General features: G+C 54.0%; 10 protein-coding genes. 3 read left to right on the plus strand and 7 right to left on the minus strand.

Annotated elements, in window-relative coordinates; translation table 11 throughout:
- The first annotated feature begins 462 nt into the window (after positions 1 to 462).
- The gene (locus BM113_RS09000; RefSeq protein ID WP_143095817.1) at positions 463 to 1242 is read left to right on the plus strand and encodes a hypothetical protein; all 780 of its coding nucleotides are present in this window, start codon (positions 463 to 465) and stop codon (positions 1240 to 1242) included.
- Positions 1243 to 1506: 264 nt separating this feature from the next.
- On the opposite strand, the gene BM113_RS09005 is transcribed toward BM113_RS09000, so the two are convergent.
- From BM113_RS09005 to BM113_RS09025, 5 genes are all read right to left on the minus strand, one after another.
- Entirely contained in the window at positions 1507 to 2664 is a 1158-nt protein-coding gene (locus BM113_RS09005; RefSeq protein WP_089787258.1) for a BREX system ATP-binding domain-containing protein, read from the minus strand.
- Entirely contained in the window at positions 2664 to 3560 is an 897-nt protein-coding gene (locus BM113_RS09010) for a hypothetical protein (RefSeq protein WP_089787260.1), read from the minus strand. Before BM113_RS09010 ends, BM113_RS09005 begins: the two co-directional genes overlap by 1 nt.
- Entirely contained in the window at positions 3557 to 4591 is a 1035-nt protein-coding gene (locus BM113_RS09015; RefSeq protein ID WP_089787261.1) for a tRNA-guanine transglycosylase, read from the minus strand. Before BM113_RS09015 ends, BM113_RS09010 begins: the two co-directional genes overlap by 4 nt.
- 97 nt (positions 4592 to 4688) lie before the next feature.
- Positions 4689 to 7592: a DUF6884 domain-containing protein gene (locus BM113_RS09020; protein ID WP_089787263.1), complete on the minus strand. Its 2904-nt coding sequence runs from the start codon at positions 7590 to 7592 to the stop codon at positions 4689 to 4691.
- A gap of 254 nt (positions 7593 to 7846) precedes the next feature.
- The gene (locus BM113_RS09025; protein WP_177209135.1) at positions 7847 to 9025 is read right to left on the minus strand and encodes a DUF5797 family protein; all 1179 of its coding nucleotides are present in this window, start codon (positions 9023 to 9025) and stop codon (positions 7847 to 7849) included.
- A 422-nt stretch (positions 9026 to 9447) separates the two neighbouring features.
- Here BM113_RS09025 and BM113_RS09030 point away from each other — a divergent pair, with 422 nt between their 5' ends.
- Both BM113_RS09030 and BM113_RS09035 read left to right on the plus strand, forming a co-directional pair.
- The gene (locus BM113_RS09030) at positions 9448 to 9801 is read left to right on the plus strand and encodes a DUF7344 domain-containing protein (RefSeq protein WP_089787266.1); all 354 of its coding nucleotides are present in this window, start codon (positions 9448 to 9450) and stop codon (positions 9799 to 9801) included.
- 233 nt (positions 9802 to 10034) lie between these two features.
- On the plus strand, positions 10035 to 10322 hold the full coding sequence (locus BM113_RS09035; protein ID WP_245758008.1) for a hypothetical protein: 288 nt from the start codon (positions 10035 to 10037) through the stop codon (positions 10320 to 10322).
- A gap of 1086 nt (positions 10323 to 11408) precedes the next feature.
- Here the strand turns inward: BM113_RS09035 and BM113_RS09040 are convergent.
- Together BM113_RS09040 and BM113_RS09045 are read right to left on the minus strand one after the other, a co-directional pair.
- Positions 11409 to 13385 (minus strand): phospholipase D-like domain-containing protein, encoded by a 1977-nt coding sequence (locus tag BM113_RS09040; protein ID WP_089787270.1) that lies wholly within the window; start codon positions 13383 to 13385, stop codon positions 11409 to 11411.
- Complete coding sequence (locus BM113_RS09045) at positions 13378 to 18828, minus strand: DEAD/DEAH box helicase (RefSeq protein WP_089787272.1); 5451 nt, start codon at positions 18826 to 18828, stop codon at positions 13378 to 13380. Before BM113_RS09045 ends, BM113_RS09040 begins: the two co-directional genes overlap by 8 nt.
- Positions 18829 to 18847 lie beyond the last annotated feature (19 nt).

An 18847-nucleotide genomic window follows, 5' to 3' on the forward strand; every position in this document is an offset into this window, starting at 1 on the left:
AGACGCTCAGAAGATCCACAAGCAACGACCGATCCTTCAAGAACAGCTCGCTACCACCATCCAACCGACCGCTGAGGCTTAGCTAAAGACCAATGATGGCAGCATTAGTTCGAGCTCTCGAGAACCATCCCGAACATCTGGATGACGTTGGTCATCGTCTTCAGGACGAACTTGATGTCGACCAAGGGGATGTTGATCGGAGCGAGGTTATTCGGCTTGCGCTTCGGCTTGGACTTCGAACCGCGGCACCAGAAGTTATGGAAGCAACGCGTGAGGCGGTCAGCGACAAGGCGACAAAAAACCTATAGATGGCCCTATATCGTATCCTATAGGAAAACCTATATTCACATATTCTCGCCGTATATTGCCTCTCATCTCCTTCTAACTATAGATGCGAGTGATCGAAGAGGATTCGTCAGTGGGCTAGGGTATTTACCGGACCAATCAAAATCTCCACTTACGATGAGTCAATCAAACGCATCATCCCCCGCTGACGATCACGGCTTCCACGATGGTGGAGGCCCCCTCGAGCTACCGGTGGAACTCGACGCAACCAAGATCGAGAACAGGTTTGTAAACGAGCCAGAGTACAAAATCCAGGGCCAGATCCCAGTCGAGCAAGGATCCGACCTTGAAGTGGACCTGTCTGCTCTCTCCAGTACCAGTGGTTGGTACGTTGATCCTGACGCCGCCCTCTACATTCAGGGGACGGGCTACACGCAGGGGACGATAGACAGCTATTACGTCAAAATTCAACAAGTCGCGACGCAAAGGCCGCGTATCGTCCCGATCGAGTCAGCAAAGGTCCCGGTCGCCAGCATGGACATCAAAAAAAGTCTGAGCGATGTCGGTGTGTCGGCTTCCACCCCTGGATCCGCCGTCGTTGATCTCGTCGATCGCTACGTCACTAGCGCGACCGAAGTCATCACGCAGAAACTGCTCAACGGTCGTGGTGGAATCGTTGACCTCCTCACTCACGCTGACGGCACCCGTGTCAGCATTGACGTCGAGAAACCCTACGCTGGATGGCAACACGACGTGCAGCAAATCAAAAACGACCACGATCTCCAAGCGCTTGACCCCGAAGACTACGAGCACGTACGCGCTATGGTGCGACCCGTTCTCGGTGCCACTTGGGGAGATAGCGAGTATGAGGCGAGAATAGAAGTGCCCGACCCAGACCTCGACCGCCTCTACGAACTCGCAGACGACGAGAGCTACGAAGCTCTTACTCGAGTCTGACCGCTACGCCTCCTGCTGATCTACGGTTCTATTGGGAGAAATTGATCTTGGTGAATCGAACAAATGAAGATGAGTTTCCGAAATATACGTAGGCGTATGCATGTATCGGATCATACGGTCTGGCTGCCGTATTGATGTCAGAGTGCCCATGAACCTAGCGGGATGTGTTTCTCCTTCTGAAACTGCCCATCCTCGACGCGGTTCAAAATGGCTTGAGGGACAGAAACCCCATAACTAGTGGATGTTCGTTCGGTAGGCCCCGTTTCACATTGATTCTTGAACGAATTCGGGTGTGACCCGCTCTTGGTTTTCCTCAACAGCAGAGTCCAATACGCGGCTACAGATAGCAAGGGCTTGGCGAACGTTACCCTGTGAACGTTGTAGGATCACATCCAACGCTTCATCAGTAAACGGGTCGATCGAAGAAGTTTCGGTCGGCCCATTGCGTTCTCGACTGAGGTAGTCTGATACCAGGTCGTTCAGATGCTCGTTTGTGAGGGGTTTCAGAGCGACCTCCTCGCCGATCCGCTCGCTAAAAGCATGATATTCACTCATGACGTCTTGCCAGACCTCGGGAGCACAGCCAAACAACATACACAACCCGGAACTATTCTGGTCCATCAGGTGTCGAATACTGTTGAGCGTGGCCTGCTCATTCTTTGGGCTGAGACGTGCGATACTCTCGAACTCGTCGACGAAAACGAATACGCCAGTGTAACCGAGTTCGAGTAGCATATTCTTGAAAGCGGTGAACGCCCGGACGCCCATCGTATCGTCATCGAGTGCGCTGTGGATTTCCATCTCCTTGCGCTGCTCATACCGGATACCCTCTGCGGTCAACCACTGCCAAGCATAGAGGTTGGTGTCTTCGTACACCATGTGTACGATCGCACGAGCAAAGTCGGCAAAGTGAGTCACATCGCTTAACCGTCGAACCGCCTCCGGGACGATCTCAGAGAGAAGGACGTCTCCCTCATCGATGAGCGATTTCATTGCGCTCGCGCTAATTGGATTCGCATCTGTGACGTCACGAGCAACCGAGGCGAGGTACTCGTAGGCCAACTCTTGGACTCGATTGAAACCTAGGTCGTACACGAACTCATGATAGATGTCGAGAAAGCCCTCTCCCGGTTGAGCGACGTACCCAACGACGACATCGTCCCGGTCCCGTAACAGAGAGCGGGTATATTTGAGCGTATGCGACTTTCCGTTGCCGTATTTCCCAGTGATAACGAGATGCTTAGACTTTCCAGTCGAAAGCATCGTGGAGACTGTGGAACTAATCTTTTCGGAGACGTGTTGTTGACCACAGTATATTTCGGGGTCCTCTGCGGGAACCGGGCTGTACGGAAACGGATTGGCCTCGAGGTCGTACTGTGAGTAATCTTGCTGTTCGTCTGAAATGTCGAATGCGTCGGCCATTATGTATCCTCCTGGTGGAACGTGACGTCGCGGTCGTGGACCGCGAGGTAGTAGTATTGTTTGTCGTACAATTCAACGCCAGACATCACCTGCTGTGTCGACTGCGACGTGGAGACTAACGTTCCCTCATCTGCCACGGAAATCCGCTTGATTCCGAGAGCAGAATCTTTAGCCTCCGTATCCATCGGAGCTCCCGAAAGCTCGAGTTTGCCGACGTTTTGCTGGCAGAGAGCGACTAGTGCCTCGTCGAAACCCGCACGTGAACATCCAATTCGTTCACAGACTTCCTCCCGAAGTTGCGGTATCGACAGATAGCGCTGTCGTAAATCTACGCCTGCTGTCTGTTCGAGGTGGTCATAAGCGTCAAGCACCACGAAAGGGAAGTTGTCCGGAATGCTGGATTGGCTGGTCAAATAGTAGCTCCCAGTGAAGGCATTCCGCTGAACGCGACCTAATCGTTCGGCCCAGTCGCCGACGACCTCTATGCCGGTCTGGTTGAAGGAATAGGGTGTATACTTCTGGTCTTCTTCCAGGCTCTCCAGAAGGGTATCGAGGTCTGTAGGTTCGAGTCGCTCCAGAACCTCGAGAAATGTTCCGTAGTGGGGGCTACGAGTTGCGAGGATTGAACTCACCTGCTGCCAGCTCTCATCCCGAATCGCCTCTAAGAAGGCTTCGCCGATAGCGGTGGTCCCGTAATAGGAATCGTCATCTGATTCGCGTTCGTCCAGCAGATCGATTCGTTTCGCTTCTAGAACCGTTTCTCGCGCTCGCCGATGACTTACATCGAGAGCGGTCTCGAGATCCTCTGTCGTTTTCTCGTCGTCTTCACAGGCATGTGTGAGTTCAACCAAACGACTCAGTGTGACTGGACGGATCGTCGCTCGTTCGTCACTCATGTGAGCCTCCTCACTTGCTGTTTTGCGGTCTCATAGGCCCGTCTAGTAACTTCGTTGCCCTGGAAGCGAAGATCGAGATAATTCTCGACATCCCGATCAGACTCAGCTATGTATTTGAACCGTCGAAGCTCCGTTGCAAGCGCCCAGAGGTTATGCTGAGTGAGTGCAGTTCGGTCTTCCCGAATGTCTTCTAAACTCCGTTGACCACAGATCGGACAGGGGCAAGGCAACCGATCTAAGTCCTCGATGTTGTGGAGTTCTTCCCCTCCAAAACCAGGTATCAAGTAATTACGATTGCCGGCACTTCTGATGAACGCCGACGAATCGAAACTATCGACACCGAGATAAAGTAAAAGTGGTTGATAGACTAATCCGCCGAGACCATAGACGTGTAGATGCTTCTCCGTCGCATTTCTTGCAGCAAGTACCAACTTTGTCACCTTTTTGTAATCTGTCCGGATCGGCACCATGCTCCCGAGTGCATATCCATCAAAATCTCCGCGGTTCTCTAGGTACTGGATATTGTTACGAATCGTTTCTGGATCGTACCCGTGAACGCTCGCGAAGAGTAGAGCATCACCAGTATGGAGATCACTTGCCTCGAGAGCAAACTCGATGCTTCGGTCGATACGCCGTTGATTCTCTGCTGCACGGTTTTCTCTGGACAAAGGGATGTCAATTGTCCCGTGTATGTCGCTATCTAATTTCTGTTGAGTTTTGATCGTCTTTTCCGGCGTAGTGTCGATCTCCTGTTCCGAAAAATCGAATCCACCGCTATCAGCGAAGATGATGGTGTCTTCTGGAACGTCCATCTCTTCGCGGAGGGTCACACCATTCGTTAGCCGATTCCACATCGGGTCCCGGTTCCGTATCGATCGAGCGTTAATCATCGCCGCGGAAAACTCCGGGATAGTGCCGACGTACTTGGGAGTGTTATCACTCGATCGCTTCCCCACGTTCCTAACTGGGAAGAGAACTGGTGTATCCAGTTCTCCGTGGGGAAGATCGAGTTTCCGTTGTCTGTACAGCATCCCTCCCGCTCGGATATGCTGTTATCTTACTTAGATAATGGGGCGATAGACGATCAGAAGAGGTGAAGTATAGAGGTTCGCCTTAGTAATTTCTCGTCTAATACTTCTCGAAGGCCATCTGAGTAGGTTCCTCTTCTACACGACGACAGAGGCCCTCAATCGCTTCAGGTTCCAGTGATTCGACACTGTCTATACGGTGTGCGAAATTCTTCATATAGTGTCCTTTCAACCCTACTACGATTGTGCCGTGGTTTTTCGCGTCTTCTGTGCGGGCAGGCACTGACACGATATTATCGAACTGGTCGTCGACGAGTTCCCGGTTGAAGACGACTCCAATACGATCAGAACGAACGTCCTGGACCATATTATCGATGTCAATGCTGGTGTAGTAATCCTTCCCGAGAGTGAAGAAGACTACATCGTAGTCTGACTCGTTCAGCACCTGCTCTAAGTCGGCCTGAATGCTGAGTTGTTTAGATCGCTCCCTGATGTCGGCAACGCCCATCGAGCTGAACGTCACTTCGTATGGCGGCAACGGTTCGTCCTCGGAAACGAGGCCGAAGCCTGCACTTATGAAGTACCGCTCGACATCGTGACCTTCTCCTTTGAGCCGTCTAACCGCTTCCTTCACGAACTCCTGCTGTCGGCCCGTGTAGAGATCCTTGGCGTTGATTGCAGGAACATTATCGCGCTCCAAGAGCTCTTCTCTCGAGAATTGGAGCGTCTCTTTATCATCGAAGACGGGTGCACCTTCGGGGATGTCCTTCGAGCCAGAACATTGGTCGATAACCAAAATGTCGAGCCCATCCTGGACGTTGATTTTGGGTGGGTGAGGCAGGAAGTCATCCCCAGCTATGTAATTCTCTCCGCACGCTTCCAAAGCATTCTGGCGCAGTTTCGATGGATCTTGGAACGTCTGGATTGTACAGTTACTTTCCTCCACGGCATCTACGATGTGCTCGTCGATTTCTCCGTCAGGTGTGTGGAGGAACACCTTCTGGTATCGCTCTGCTTGCTGACCAAGGTTTTCAGCCATGCGACTCCGGGCAAGCGAAACGCCGGTGGGGGTCTTGTCCCACCACTCTCGTACACCGCCGGCGTCCAAAACGCCAACTTCGGCAACTGGGAGATCATGCACCTGCTGCCAGAAGTCAGGATGCTCGGCTCGAAGGTAGTCCTCGATAGTTTCGTAGCCGTTCAGAGATGCCGTACCTCGAGTTCCGATGAGGATTTTCGGTAGCTCGTCGGTGAATTCGTCGTAGAACCGTCGGGTGTTATGGAATCCACGTCGACGGTTGCGGTCGTTACCACGGAAGATACAGACCTCAATACTGTTCTCGGTACAGATCGAGCAATCGCACTTCTCCCAAGGTCGGTTTTGCAGTGTACGCTGGTACTCTTCTAAGAGGTCTTCGTCGCCGATCCACGTCGCGTAATCGCGAACGACGGTCCAAATCGCGTCATAAGTAGTTTCAGGATCGTCGTTTTCAAGGATGGTAGTCATACGCGGGAAAGGCTCGAACTCCTGCTGTGCGACGGTTAGTAGATCAGAATACTCTTCGAAGCTAACCGGGTCCTCGGGATCGTCTTTCCGAAGAAGCTTGACCAGCTTTCCTCGAAGATTGTCGCTGAAACTCGCTTGTAGCTCTCGGGCGTACTCGAAATCGTCTCTAAAAGCGGTTTCGACTTCTTGGAGTAGCGAAGCGTCGTATTGCTCGTCGTGACGGTGTTCACGCAGATATTCTCGAGTGGCTGGAAGGACCTTTTCTGCTTTCTTTTGCCACTCATAGAGCGCGTCAACGATGGGTTCCTCAGAATCGAAGGCTCTCAACGCAACTAGCGTCTCGCGGCCTCGAAGGGACTTCTCCACGGCCTCTGCAAGAGAATCGCGGTTAGATGGGTAACGCACCCGAATCGCGTCGTATCGCTCGTTGTTGTCAAGCCGGTAATTCTGCCCTCCTGTCCATGCCGAACGGAGCATACTCGCACTATCGAAACTGGTCATCCCCGATCGACCGACCGTCTCGAATCCTTCGCTCTTCGCAAACCCGAAGACGTGCGAGTCAATGCGAGTGTTATTCTCGCGTTCAAACTCCTTTACAGACTTTCCGACGCCCTTCACGATTTGCCTGACGTCATGGATGGGACTGCCAGCGACGCCACCGATACCGAGATAATCGTATCCAATGTCGAGCACTTCTTCCGTGGCCTCGATATACGTCTCGGGGTTCCAGCCCTGGATCGCTACCATTAGCCGGAACGGGTAGTTACCTCGGTGGTACAGGTCGTACATCTCCTGAGCGTTCCGGAGAGTAAGCTCGTAGCGGAATGCTGCGTCGTCCTCTCGGTACACCGCTCTGGGATCGCGAGCCAATCGCGCAAGTACCGTATCGACGTCACCCTGGAAGTCCTCTGGAGCAAAGGCCTCGACCTCTTTCTTCGATTGAGTACAGATGGTCGGTTCGTACTCCTCGACGTAAGTAGGCCATTCGTTGGGCCACTCGTCGACCATCAAATCGACGACGTCAGTCAGTGCGTCTGGGATGTCACTCTTCTTGAAATCGGTATGGAAGGCGCGTTCGTCGAGGTACAGACGACCCTTGTCTTTCCCCGAGCCCAAAACGAGGTGATCGATAGTAACGCCGACTGTGACCTCCAGCGTTTCGTAGAAGTCGAGCATCTCGGCGTTCCCGTACGGAGGGAACGGGAGTGACTTGTAGCCCCACGCGCCGCAGTCGCTGATCGTAGGAAGCCATTCTGGAACGGACAACACCGGGTCATCGTAGACCCCGTACTCGGCGAGACGATTTGCTTTGCGAGTCGTCTCTTCGACTTGTTCACGCGAAATTAGCACGCCATCGATCGGGGTTGTGTCGCGCTCGAAAATGTCCCAGATGTAATCTAGATCCCGCTCCTGACGGTCGAGAGTAGAGAGTTCGTCGTGTCGGAAATCGTAGTGGGAATCGACCGCGTCGTCCCACTCAGGAACGTAAAATCTCACAGATTCTATTCACCGTCTTACGCTAAGTTGGTTCCTCCTTATGAATCTCCCTTTCCGCTTCGTCGAAGTGTAGTTCCGGAACGGATGAAAATATTATCACGTTAGGACGTACCCGAGCCCGAGGTGGGCTTTTCTGGTCTTGTTGAAACCCACAGCAGGTGATGGAGATTAGCGGTCGTGCTGTATAGAGCGCACATGTCGGTTATAGAGTAGGACGTCATCGATCGTCGGGAGAATCACTAAGTACAGATTGGTTATTCAACTATCTGAACTGCCTCTTCCGTCGGCTCAATACGACTATTTTTGTTCCGATGGTAGTAGTCCTCCAGATGCTGAGAAAGGTACTCCCATGCCTCTTTTCCTGTCTCGAGACCCCAAGAAGAAGCAAGTTCCCCATTCGATGTTGGCGCCAAGCGAACAATATCTGCCACTCGTTCCTGTTCCTGCTCCGAGAGCTCACGTCTCGCCGAAGAACCAGCACTCACCGAACCAGAGTCATCTGTCATTGGTGCCGGTACCTGCTGCGACTCAGAACCACTCTGCGTAGATTGTGAATCGTCCTCCGTAGTCTGCGTCGAAGCCGGGGTGTCTTCCACAGACGCGAGCGCTTGCAACGGTGTTTCTTCTGGGACTTCGTCCATCAATTCCTGCGCGATAAGCGAAAGCATCTGCTGCTGCCTCTCCGGAGTGATCGAGAACTCATATCGAATCTTTTCCTTCACAACCCCATCGGTCTGATGCCCCTCAAATACACTATGAGTATAAGACACCCGCTGAATATCCACCTGCCCGTGGAGGTTCGGTGCGACCGTTATCCCAAGCGTCCATGATTTCGGTTCAAGTTTACTGTAGTTGGTGGAGAACTGTGGAGATAGCTGCGTATCACGTTGGTCTACACTGGGCGGAATATCTGTTTCTGTCGATGCTAAATCATGAGTCGGTGAATACGTTTGCCCGTCACTCCCGACGAATTTCGTTTTACTGAGCCCGTTCCACTTTTGCACGTACTCGGAAGTGTTCTCGATGCGAGTTACACAGAGAAACCGGTCCTCAGTCTGGATAGAATCAATCTCATGAGGCCAAGCGAGTGGTTCGATGTCGGTTCGGAACAGTCCGATAAGAGACACGCGCAGCGGGCCCTTCTCGACTGTCAAGTCATCTGCAAGCGTGCCCTCTATCGACGCTACGCTAACGGGTGTACCGAGCGCCGCGAGTCCACGAGCAAACCCACTGAACGTACTTGTACCGTCCGCAGTACCAGCAGTTGGGTCACCATTCTGTATCTGCTTGTACGCATCCCGAATCTCTTGGAAACGCTCCTTGCTTCCACCCTGATCTGGATGGTGTTCCTTTACCAGCGCTCGATATGCAGCTTCAACAACTACCTCATTTGCATTTTTTGTTATTCCGAGGACATTGTACGGGTTGGGCATACGCATCGATACGAGTCAATCAAGAAATTTGTTTTCCTTCTTATAGATGCACGGCTATCTAACGACCGCATTGTTCTAACCGGCTGAAACAAACGATGACTTCTTACTGACCAAACGCGCTGTATTCAGCATACCATTCCTAGCAACTGGAGAGTGTTTCGACAGAATCAGGATCCTCCAAGAGAGGCGAACTCAAAGCGTGGTTTGTTAGCCACTGAGCCAATTTACCTACGGTTAAGACGGTTCTCGACCTACACGTTTTTGACGCGCGGTGGTCCACAGAAGTGGGCCCGGTGGTGAAGACACCGAACCCGCGCTGTCTGGAGCAGACAGCATGTACATAGTCGAGGACGATTCGCAAAAGTCCGACGATGGAATAGTAGACGCAACTATCGCATTGCCCTCAACGGAGGTGGAGAAGAATGGCAGCTAAGAGTGACGTCGACACCCAACCGGCTTCGGTGCACAAACTCCTCGGCAACGAACGGCGTAACCTGCTCATTCGGTACCTCTCTCTGTTCGAGGAGAACGCCTCTGTAACAGTCCGTCACATCGCGAGGGTCATTCGAGGAATAGAGACCGGCACGCCACCCACGCAGGTCAGTACAGGCGATTACGAATCAGCCTACAACGGACTGATTCAAACGCACCTCCCGAAACTCAGCGCGAGGGGCTTGATTGAGTACGATGAATCAGCGAAGGAGGTAGTGGTAACCCCCTGTCTCCAGAGGTACGCATCGATCTCTGTGCTCGCTCAACTCGCCATCTCGGTCTAAGGTCACCTCTTCAGAATAAAGTAAGTCACCAGTCTACGCGGCCAATATCTTTATCTCTTGACCGCATTTGATCCAGTGGACGACGGCCTACCGCGTAGTGGGATGCGCGGTATGCTCTGGAATTACGTCGTCCCCACCTGGGAAGCTTGGGAGTTGCCATCCTCCATCGGTGGCACGAACTTCCCTTTTGAAATAGTGACACAGCACCGCCAAAGTAGCCGGTATTAATTTGTGTGAACACAGAACACTCGACCATGCCAAGAATATCTCAGTCAACCACGCTGGAACAAGTTGAACACATTCTCGGGAGTGGATCTGGGATCCTTGATTTTGCAGTTGAAGGTGAGAATGACTACTACACGTGGGAGGATGGTGAAGATGCGAATTGGGAGATAGAGGGCGTTGACTGCGTCAAAAACGTTGAAGAAGATCGATTCATCATGTTCCCTGAAGGAGATTCATTCACGTGTGAGGTCGAAACCGAAGAGGATGAGAGTCGAGTTCGCTGCTGGTGCGAATGACCAGTTTTGTACGAGTTGGCTCTGATGAATTACTGGGCAGCGGCGACTTTCGGTAGGAAACCACGTCGCTCAAAGCGTTACGCTGGAACGCTCTTGTGTGCAATCTCGAAGGATCCGTGTTGGCGAACCAATTAGACGTTCTCACGATGACTCCAACACACTAGACCCCTTGCAGTATGGCGATTCGCCAGAACCTACGAGTTAATAATGGCAGTGGGGTCTGAAAACGAAGAAATAACAGATGGAGTTCAATTTGGCGGCCAAAAGTGTATTGGGGTTTATGTAACACTGACAAACATCCTAATACCAGAATTTTCATACGATACCTCTTGCCACGTCCCCCAATTCTCAAGGAATGTGTGCAACCTGCCCACATTAGGATAATCAGTCAAACTATTCTGGTCGTGTATTAAATTTGAGTTATAAAAACCATCTTATGTGTAGTAGGTTACCTAGCGCATGTCTGATTTTGAATATTGTGTTTCGGATTTCGTCTTGCGATTTCTGGAACTCTGTGGGCAATCTGCCCACATTACAGTAAAAATTCTCCCATGATGTGTACCAAGCGTGCTGCATAATGGTAATATTATTTATAATATGGAGGATGATACACAGAATATCATTTGGATGATTTCAGAGTCGTCTCGATGGCCTGCGATTTTTAGACCGATGTGGGCAGGTTGCACACATTTGTGTCATCCCGAGAAGCTATATTTGTCACCAGCACCGTCTTTCGGTAGTTCTAGTGGGAAACAAAAACCCAAATCCTATTTCGTCTTCTATAAACTCCTTAGAAAGTGTGAGGTCGGCAATGGCAAAAATCGACGAAATCTCTCACGCTTTCTCTCGCCATTAGATGGTATATTATCGTTTCTAATACTCTTATATAGCAAAACGTGGAGTCGTGAGGGTGGTTTTGAGTCCGTAAGAACCCATGCCTATGAGCCATTAAGGCGACGAACCGACTGAGCCAACTTGCGAAGAACTTCAGTCGCCAGTTGGGCTATCTACATATTTGCACCAACTTATATACTAACGTATGTTTCTTAGGTAGAGATCCAAATGCGCTTGTTAGGCCGAACAGGTCTAGCTATAGTACGTTGGTACTAGCTGGTGATCGGGAATCTCTTGCAACCGCTCAATCGATAATTCGTCAGCCGCCGAGATGTCCCATACGATGTCGAAGAATTCGATCGCGGCATCGACAAACTGCGTTCGTTCGGTGTAGATCCCACATTCGGGGTTCCAGTCGTAACTGTTTTCCATGAAGTTCGCAGACCCGAGGAGTGCTGCCCCTTCCTCCGGTGCACCGACCGTCTGGAGTTTGCCATGAATCCCGATCTCATTGAGGTCGCGGAAGTCCATATTGGGCGTCACACGCTGGTGTTGCTTGAACCGCGAATAGGTACGCACCGTCACTCGATCACGATGTTCTTTGATCTCGCTCAGCAGGTTTCGTTGAAGCCGCCGCCACTCCCAAGGTTCCTTCGTATGGCGAGTGAGCAAACGCAACTCGAAGCCATGTTCGAGAAGACGACGAATCTGAGCCACGTACTCATTGAACGTATCGTCGTCGAACGGTGTCATGATGCGCAAAACCTTGTCCTCGATGTCGCGCTCGAGGCCGAGGCTGAACAAGCGGTCGGTCATTGCAGTGTACGATTCCAGTCCCGACGAGCGCCTCTCATGCCAGCGGCGGAGACGCGCCCGTTCTCTGCCGAGTCCTCGTGAGTCTCTGACGTAGGCGTCCATCTTCTGTTCTCCGAGAGCGTCCGGATCGACGAGCGTGTAGGTGAAGTAGGTCGGCGCGATCGCCCCGCTGTCGATCGATTCGTAGTCTTGAACCACCATCGACTCGGTCGCAACGGGGTCTGGTGGGAGTGACACCGTCTCTTGAGAGAGGGAGTCGATACGACTCTGAAGGTCCGAACAGCGTTCTACGAGGTGTTTCGTGTATTCGTCTCGTACAGCCTCGACATCGACAGCTTCTGGCACGGTCTCAAATTCGACGAGGCCATCGCTAACTTCACACTTCACTCCCGGAACTGATGAAAGTGCTTGGTAGAGAGAGTACGGTGTTATGCTCGGCCACCGCTCAGTAACGAAGTGCACGTCGAACGTCGCCAGGACAGGGTATGCCGCAACAGTAGCGACGACTTTGAGAGCTGCCTCCCGTTCATCAGCGCTAAGGTCCGCATCTTCCGACACATCGTCGAGTCCGATCGACTGGTCCGTGTTGACTCTCTCTAAGTCGGCCTCAGTGGATGGCACCAGCAGTGACCGTACCTGGTCGAATTCGTTCTTGTATTCCTGCCGCTGGTTACGGACTGCGTCTTCGACTTCCGTTTCATCGACTGTGATCGCTTCCGTATTGGCGAGGTTTGCTACCTCGGCCATCTCCAGTTCTCCCTTCGTCGGAGTTGTTCCAATCAATCGCTGCACGAGGTCTTCTAGACAGGCTGCGTCCGCAGACTCGAAGACGCAAGAGAGGATGTCGCGATAGGATTCTGCAACAACGGTCTCAGTAGACATTGTCTGCTGGGCCGACAACGAACTGCCGATCCGTTCTCGATTAAGGTCGACGCTGTCGGGATAGATAGTCATGAACCCGAGTGACCCTAAGAGGGGAGCAAGAACGGTCTCATCCCACTCGTCGGCGAGCAGGCTGTCGAGTTCGCGTCTCGGGATGTTGTCCTCCTCAATCTCGTTGCACGAGCGAAGCACCATCTCAGCTGGCTGAAGCCGAGCGACAGTAGCTGTTCGGATGAACGGCTGTGGCTCGTCCGATATTAGCACTACCATTCCCAGTAGGGAAATGGTGCCGTTGTCGACGAGACCGAGTTCGTCGAGCAGCCACTCGTGTATCAAGATGACGGGATCGCGGCCTCGTTCGTCATTCGTTCTGACAATTTCAGTCCGAACGTGCGGTTCGAGCCGTTCCTGTATCGACTCCCCAGTTGCTGTTGCGGCGAGTGCAGAGTACACGCTCTCCGCTGAAAGCGCCCAGAGGCGCTCAGGTGACTGTGTTCGGAGTTCGTTCGCGGCGTTGAGTGGATCACTCATGGTTCCTTGGTTCGAGGTGAAGGTCGTGAGATAGCAGGTCTAGCAGTTCGTCCTTTGCAAACGATTCGGGGTCGTTCTGCTCTACACACCCATACTGGTAGAGGCAGAACGGACATCCGTTCTCGCAGTTGCACTTCGACTCGTCCGGTGAAAACGCCTCACGCATGAGTTCGACGGCGCGTTCGAATTTCTCTCCGTCATCTTGGGTCAGCAGCACGGTGATGCCGCTTCCGCCTTCGTCGGAATCGTAGACTAGTGTTCCTTCGTCCTCGATGGATTCCGGAACCTGCCTGACGCTAACACCGCCGATGTACTGGAGTGCGACTCGGAGGCCGTGAGCGAAGCCGTGTTCGAGTTCTTCGCTGTCGAAGCGTACCCGAACCGCCTTCGTAGAGAACTTCGTTGCGGGCCGGACAGCCTCGCTCTCATCGACCGGATGTTCGACGTTGTTCGTACAGTATGCCGAGTCTCCGGTTTTCGCGATTGCTCCGTTACATCCGTCGACACCGCACATCTCGAACACGTTCGGTAACGGGTCTGCTCCACCGTCCTTGTAGGTCGCCCAGTATTTGCTCGTCGAGGCGAGTAGCGTGACGTCACCGTACTCGAACTGTCCGTGGACGGTCCCGTTTTCGTCGATGATGTCCCGGGAGAACGTCGCCTCGAACGAATCGCCGGCATCGGTTTCGACGGGAGCGTACGTGCTCTGGGGTTCCGTATCGTTCTGGTAGACCGTCGAGGGTTGAAGTTGCTGGGTACTCGGCGTCGAACTGAGCGGGAGATCGTGCTGGTACGCAATCACTCTTTCCGGGACCTGAGTGACGAGCGGCTTCAGTCGCGTCCCGCACGACTCGCAGTTGGAAGTGTCGCTATCGTACTCGGAAGCACACGTCGGACAAATAGCCGCATCTTCGAGGTCGTCAGTGATGCGTGCGGATTCCAGCGGCTCCCAGTACACCTGTGTCACGACGTAGGTCTCGCTGTCGTAGAGATACGCAGCGCCAGGATGGAGTTCAGAGAGAGCGATGCGGCGCTCGCGTGACCCGTCGCTGACGTGCTCGAAGTCTTCACCGACGAGTTGGTAATCGACCGAGCTACCAACCGACCGCAATCCGAACGCAGCAGGACTCTCCCGGTTCAGATAGCTACCGAAGTCCATGTCCTCAAGTCGGTCGAGATAGTCGTTCAGTTGGTCGAGTTGACGCTCGACCTGCTCTCGCTGTTCTCGTAGGCGGCGCTTTTCGTCGCGGTCGCGAGTATTCCGTTCTTCTCGCCGTAGATCGCTTACTTCCTCGTCAAGTTCATCGATGTCGTCGTAGATGTCGTCTTGCTGGTCGCGATAGAGATCGACGATAGTCTCCTCGAAGCTCTGTTTGTCCTCGGTTCCGGCGAGGATCCCTTCGACGATGTCCCCATGCTTATCGAGAACCGACTCGACGACACCGTCACAGTCGTTACGCTGACACACCCCGCCGTAGCCAGCGGCGTGCTTTCGGCCACACGCTGAACAAACGCTGAACGACAGGAGGTCCTCCAACCACTGCTCGATTTCGTCCCGGTTCTCGTCGAGGAGCCTCCGAAGTGCTTCAAGCGGAGCATCATCGTTCCAACTCTGGACTTGGAAGTTCGTGGACGAAAGCACCCCGGTGAACGTCATCACGTCGTTCGGTCGGGGCTCCGTTCGCGGTACTGGCTCGTTGCCACAGACGATGAGGTCTTCGAGACCGCTCTGTTCGCGGCGCCATGGGACCCATCGGGTCGTCGCAGCCCAGTCGAGGACGGCCCACGAAAGCGACTGGTGGAGCACTTCGTGGTTCACCTCGTTGAGCGGAACCTGCTGGGGGTCGGCCGCGATGAGTTCCTCTGGGTGTTCGTGGTAGTAGTAATCGATGGGGTTCCGCTGGCTGACCGAGTGAATGAGGGAATTGCCCGAAGCCCGACCCGCACGTCCGATTCGCTGAAGATACGAGTTGGCGTTCGGCGGGGTCCCGTACAGGAGGAGCGTGTTGAGGTCGCCGATGTCGACACCTAACTCCATCGCCGGCCCAGACGAGAGGAAGTGTGGATACCGCCCCTGTCGGAACTGGTACTCCAGTTTTCGCCGCTCGTCGCGGTCGGTCTCACCGTAGTATGCCCGCGCGAGCAACATCATCGGGTCGGACGTCGAAACCTGTTGAGCAGTCAGGGAGTAGTGGGAGTGAGAGAACTCCGACCGGTCCTCTATCGTCGTTCCGAACTCGATGACATCATCCGGTGCGAGCCCTAGAGTGACTTCGAGCGAGGTCGCGTATTCCTCTTGGCTCGGACTGTAGTTCGTCGGCGTCACGTTGTCGACGACCGCACATTCGACCGCATCTTCGTCGACCATGACGAACCGACTCCCCTCCTCTTCGACGCGACGTAGAATACCGCGATCGACGAGGGAGTCGAGATGGTCGTGTCCGTTCTCGATCTCGTCCACCAGATTCGGCTCATAATGGTGGTTCTGACCGATTGCCTCTACGAGTAACTCACGCTCGCCCTCGCTGAGCTCGTCAAGTCCGGCGTCCAGCCGAACGTCGACCAGCCCCTCGTCGCTAAGCTGGCTACTGCGGTAACGCTGACTGTACTTACCTTCAAAGACGCGAGATAGCAATTCTTCTGTCAGGTATTCGTCGACCGACTGGTCGTAGCCGGTCAGATGTTCGTACATCTGCGGGGCGTTACCGTCCTTACCGACTAATTGCCCTTCGTACTGGTGTGCATCGTCTACTCCGCACTCCACGACGTCGGACAGTGTTGCCCAACCCGATTCGTCAGCCTCCGAGCTGACGCTATCTACGAACAACTGGTCGAAGAAGAACGACTCTTCGGGTTCGCGGAAGTTCCGTTCGAGTTCCTTCATGTCGGACTGGCTGTCCGCGAACGAGAGCATCTTCGATTCTCCGAAGGTACTGGGATCGTCACGATCTGCCAGTGAACGCAACAAATAGCGCCCGCTCGTCACAGCAGCATTGGCCGGACCACGGAGCATCGAGTCGTATCGCCGGTTCTTCGCGTAGGTTTCTCGCCGATCTTCGTGGTAACACGGCAGTCCGCCGGAGAAGTTACTCGCTTCCCTGATTCGTCCGTTATCGTCTACCATCCGAAAGTTCCCGTAGCCCTTCGCCCGGCGGCTAATCTCGGGATCGTCGCAGTTGCAGTTGTGTGGACCGTTAGGAAGGAACTCGTGCCCGCAGGACTGACACTCGTCGACCATGTTGATGTCGAACAGCGCGGATCGAACGAGTTTCCGTTTATTGCAACTGCACGACGCGGGTGGATTACCGAAATACACTTCGTCGCACCCGGGGTCGCTACACGTCCATCCGAGGAACCGTTTGGGCGTGAGTTCGCCGTCACAGTCGTCTGTAGTGCACTCCTGACCCTCCGGATCTTCATAGACTTCTCCACACTCGGTGCAATACTGAACATCTTCGTCTGCAAGCGGCTCTAACGCAGTGGAACGGCAGGAATGACATTCGGGTTCCCGTGCTTCCTCGACCGTGAGTTCGCCGTCACAGTCTGGGTTGGTGCAAACGTGCTTCTCCATCGAATCGTCGAGGACCATCGAGGCGTCGCAGTCGGGACAGTCATGCTGATGGTCAATCTTCTGACGCTCGCCACAGTCCGTACACTCGTAGTACGGTCGCCAGTAAACTCGAACCATCTCCGGTGTTTCGCCGTCGATGGTCTCACACTGACATTCTCTCCGTTGGAAATACTCGAAACGGCCTTCTTCCGACGTGACGGTATGAGGTGCGAGGCGCTCACAGTTTGGACAGAACCACGATTCAAGCGACTCTTCACCACACTCGTTACACAACGAGAGTTTCGTCACGAAGTGGTGGCCGCACTCAGTACAGGACGACTGCGGGGTGTCGTAGACTGTCCCACAGTTAATACACGTGTAGTAACCGTCGAGCGGCCAGCTGAACAAGTGGGCGCGGCGCTCGAGAATGCCCGACACCTCGCCGATAGTCATGAAGTTCGCTACGACTGTCTCCGCCTGGGACTCAGAAAGCCCAGCCTCGTCGATCAGGCGGCCCCGAAGACCGACTGGCCGAAGTGGGGTCTCACGGAGCGCCGCGTAGATCCCGCGGACGAACTCAAGGGGCCCACCTTCGTCCTCGACTAAATGTTCGTAGAGCGCATCATCAACGTCCTCACTACCATCCTTTACGGCAGCTGCGTCAAGTGCTTGCCTCGCGGCATCGGTGTCCCCGGCACGTAACTCCTCTTCGCTCATTTCTGCCGAAACAAATTCGTCGGGGATGTCGACGGGGAACGGTGCGTCGAGGGTACGCTCGTCTTCTTCGACAACTTCGATGTCAGGGTCGACGAACGGATTGATGCGCTGGAAGACCGTCCGTTTGTTCTCCACGGTCGCCGACGCACCGACGATGGTGAGATCGTCGTCTGCCTCACTCTCGTACCCGTTGAGTTCCTGCCGCTCTCGAATATACCGGCGCATGAGCGTCGACGTGAACGAACCGAAGAGCTCGGAATACTCGTGGATCTCATCGAACACAAAGTATTTCGGCTCGGCGACGAAGCGCTGCTGTTCCTCGTCACCGTTGACGTTGAAGAGCCTGTAGTTGATCGTGTCTGGGTTCGTCAACAGGATGTCCGCTGGCGATTCGACGATGGCGTCACGAGTGACATTGATGAAATCGAACGTGAGGTCGTCCTCGTGTTCCACCATCGGTTCGACGACGAACGAGTCGTCGTCACGCTGCCTAACCGTCAGCGACGAATCACACTCGTCGCACGGGCAGTCGAAGTATTGGAACGTGGTCTGGAGGTACGCGAGTTCGTCGGGGTCGCGACGCTTAGTGTCACCGTCGTAGATACCAACGGTCACTTGCTCGTCCGACGATCGATCTCGATTGAGCGTGAAGAGGTAGTCGATCAATCGCTTCAACTGGTCCTGTGCGAGTGCTTTTGTCGGGTATGTGAGGACGCACTTGACGCTGTCTGGTGGATGGTCGTCGTGCTGACCCGCTTTTGCCTCAGTAATGAACTGAAGGATAGGGATGAGCCATCCCTCGGTCTTTCCCCGACCCGTACTTGCGGTCAGGAGCGTGTGGTGGTCCTCGAGAACCGATTCGACCGCTGACTCCTGAAATTCATACAGGGATCGGAACCCGGCCTCAGAGAACGTTTCGGTGACATCGTCGTGGAGGCCTTGGTTACTGGCGAACGTCTCCCAAGAGGTGTCGCTCATCCGTGGAAGGTCCAGCACCTGGAGGAAGGGGCCTTTCGTCCGGATGAACTCAGGAAGGTCCTCCTCCAGTGACTCGCCAGACCCGTCGTGGTACCGCGAGACGAGGCTCTTGACGGCTCGCTGTGGTTGGGAGCCGGCGTAGTGTTCAGCGTACGATTCGCGCATCGAGTTCGCGAGTTCGAGTGGGTCGAAATCCATCGGTGGCAATTTGTGTGGG

The sequence above is a fragment of the Natronobacterium haloterrestre genome, assembly GCF_900112205.1.
Classification (GTDB): domain Archaea; phylum Halobacteriota; class Halobacteria; order Halobacteriales; family Natrialbaceae; genus Natronobacterium; species Natronobacterium haloterrestre.

Excerpts from the sequence above, each read along its gene's own strand:
- BM113_RS09010 (WP_089787260.1), bottom strand. The coding sequence starts at position 3,560 with ATGAGTGACGAACGAGCGACGATCCGTCCAGTCACACTGAGTCGTTTG.
- BM113_RS09000 (WP_143095817.1), top strand. The coding sequence starts at position 463 with ATGAGTCAATCAAACGCATCATCCCCCGCTGACGATCACGGCTTCCAC.
- BM113_RS09025 (WP_177209135.1), bottom strand. The coding sequence starts at position 9,025 with ATGCCCAACCCGTACAATGTCCTCGGAATAACAAAAAATGCAAATGAG.
- BM113_RS09005 (WP_089787258.1), bottom strand. The coding sequence starts at position 2,664 with ATGGCCGACGCATTCGACATTTCAGACGAACAGCAAGATTACTCACAG.
- BM113_RS09030 (WP_089787266.1), top strand. The coding sequence starts at position 9,448 with ATGGCAGCTAAGAGTGACGTCGACACCCAACCGGCTTCGGTGCACAAA.
- BM113_RS09045 (WP_089787272.1), bottom strand. The coding sequence starts at position 18,828 with ATGGATTTCGACCCACTCGAACTCGCGAACTCGATGCGCGAATCGTAC.
- BM113_RS09040 (WP_089787270.1), bottom strand. The coding sequence starts at position 13,385 with ATGAGTGATCCACTCAACGCCGCGAACGAACTCCGAACACAGTCACCT.
- BM113_RS09015 (WP_089787261.1), bottom strand. The coding sequence starts at position 4,591 with ATGCTGTACAGACAACGGAAACTCGATCTTCCCCACGGAGAACTGGAT.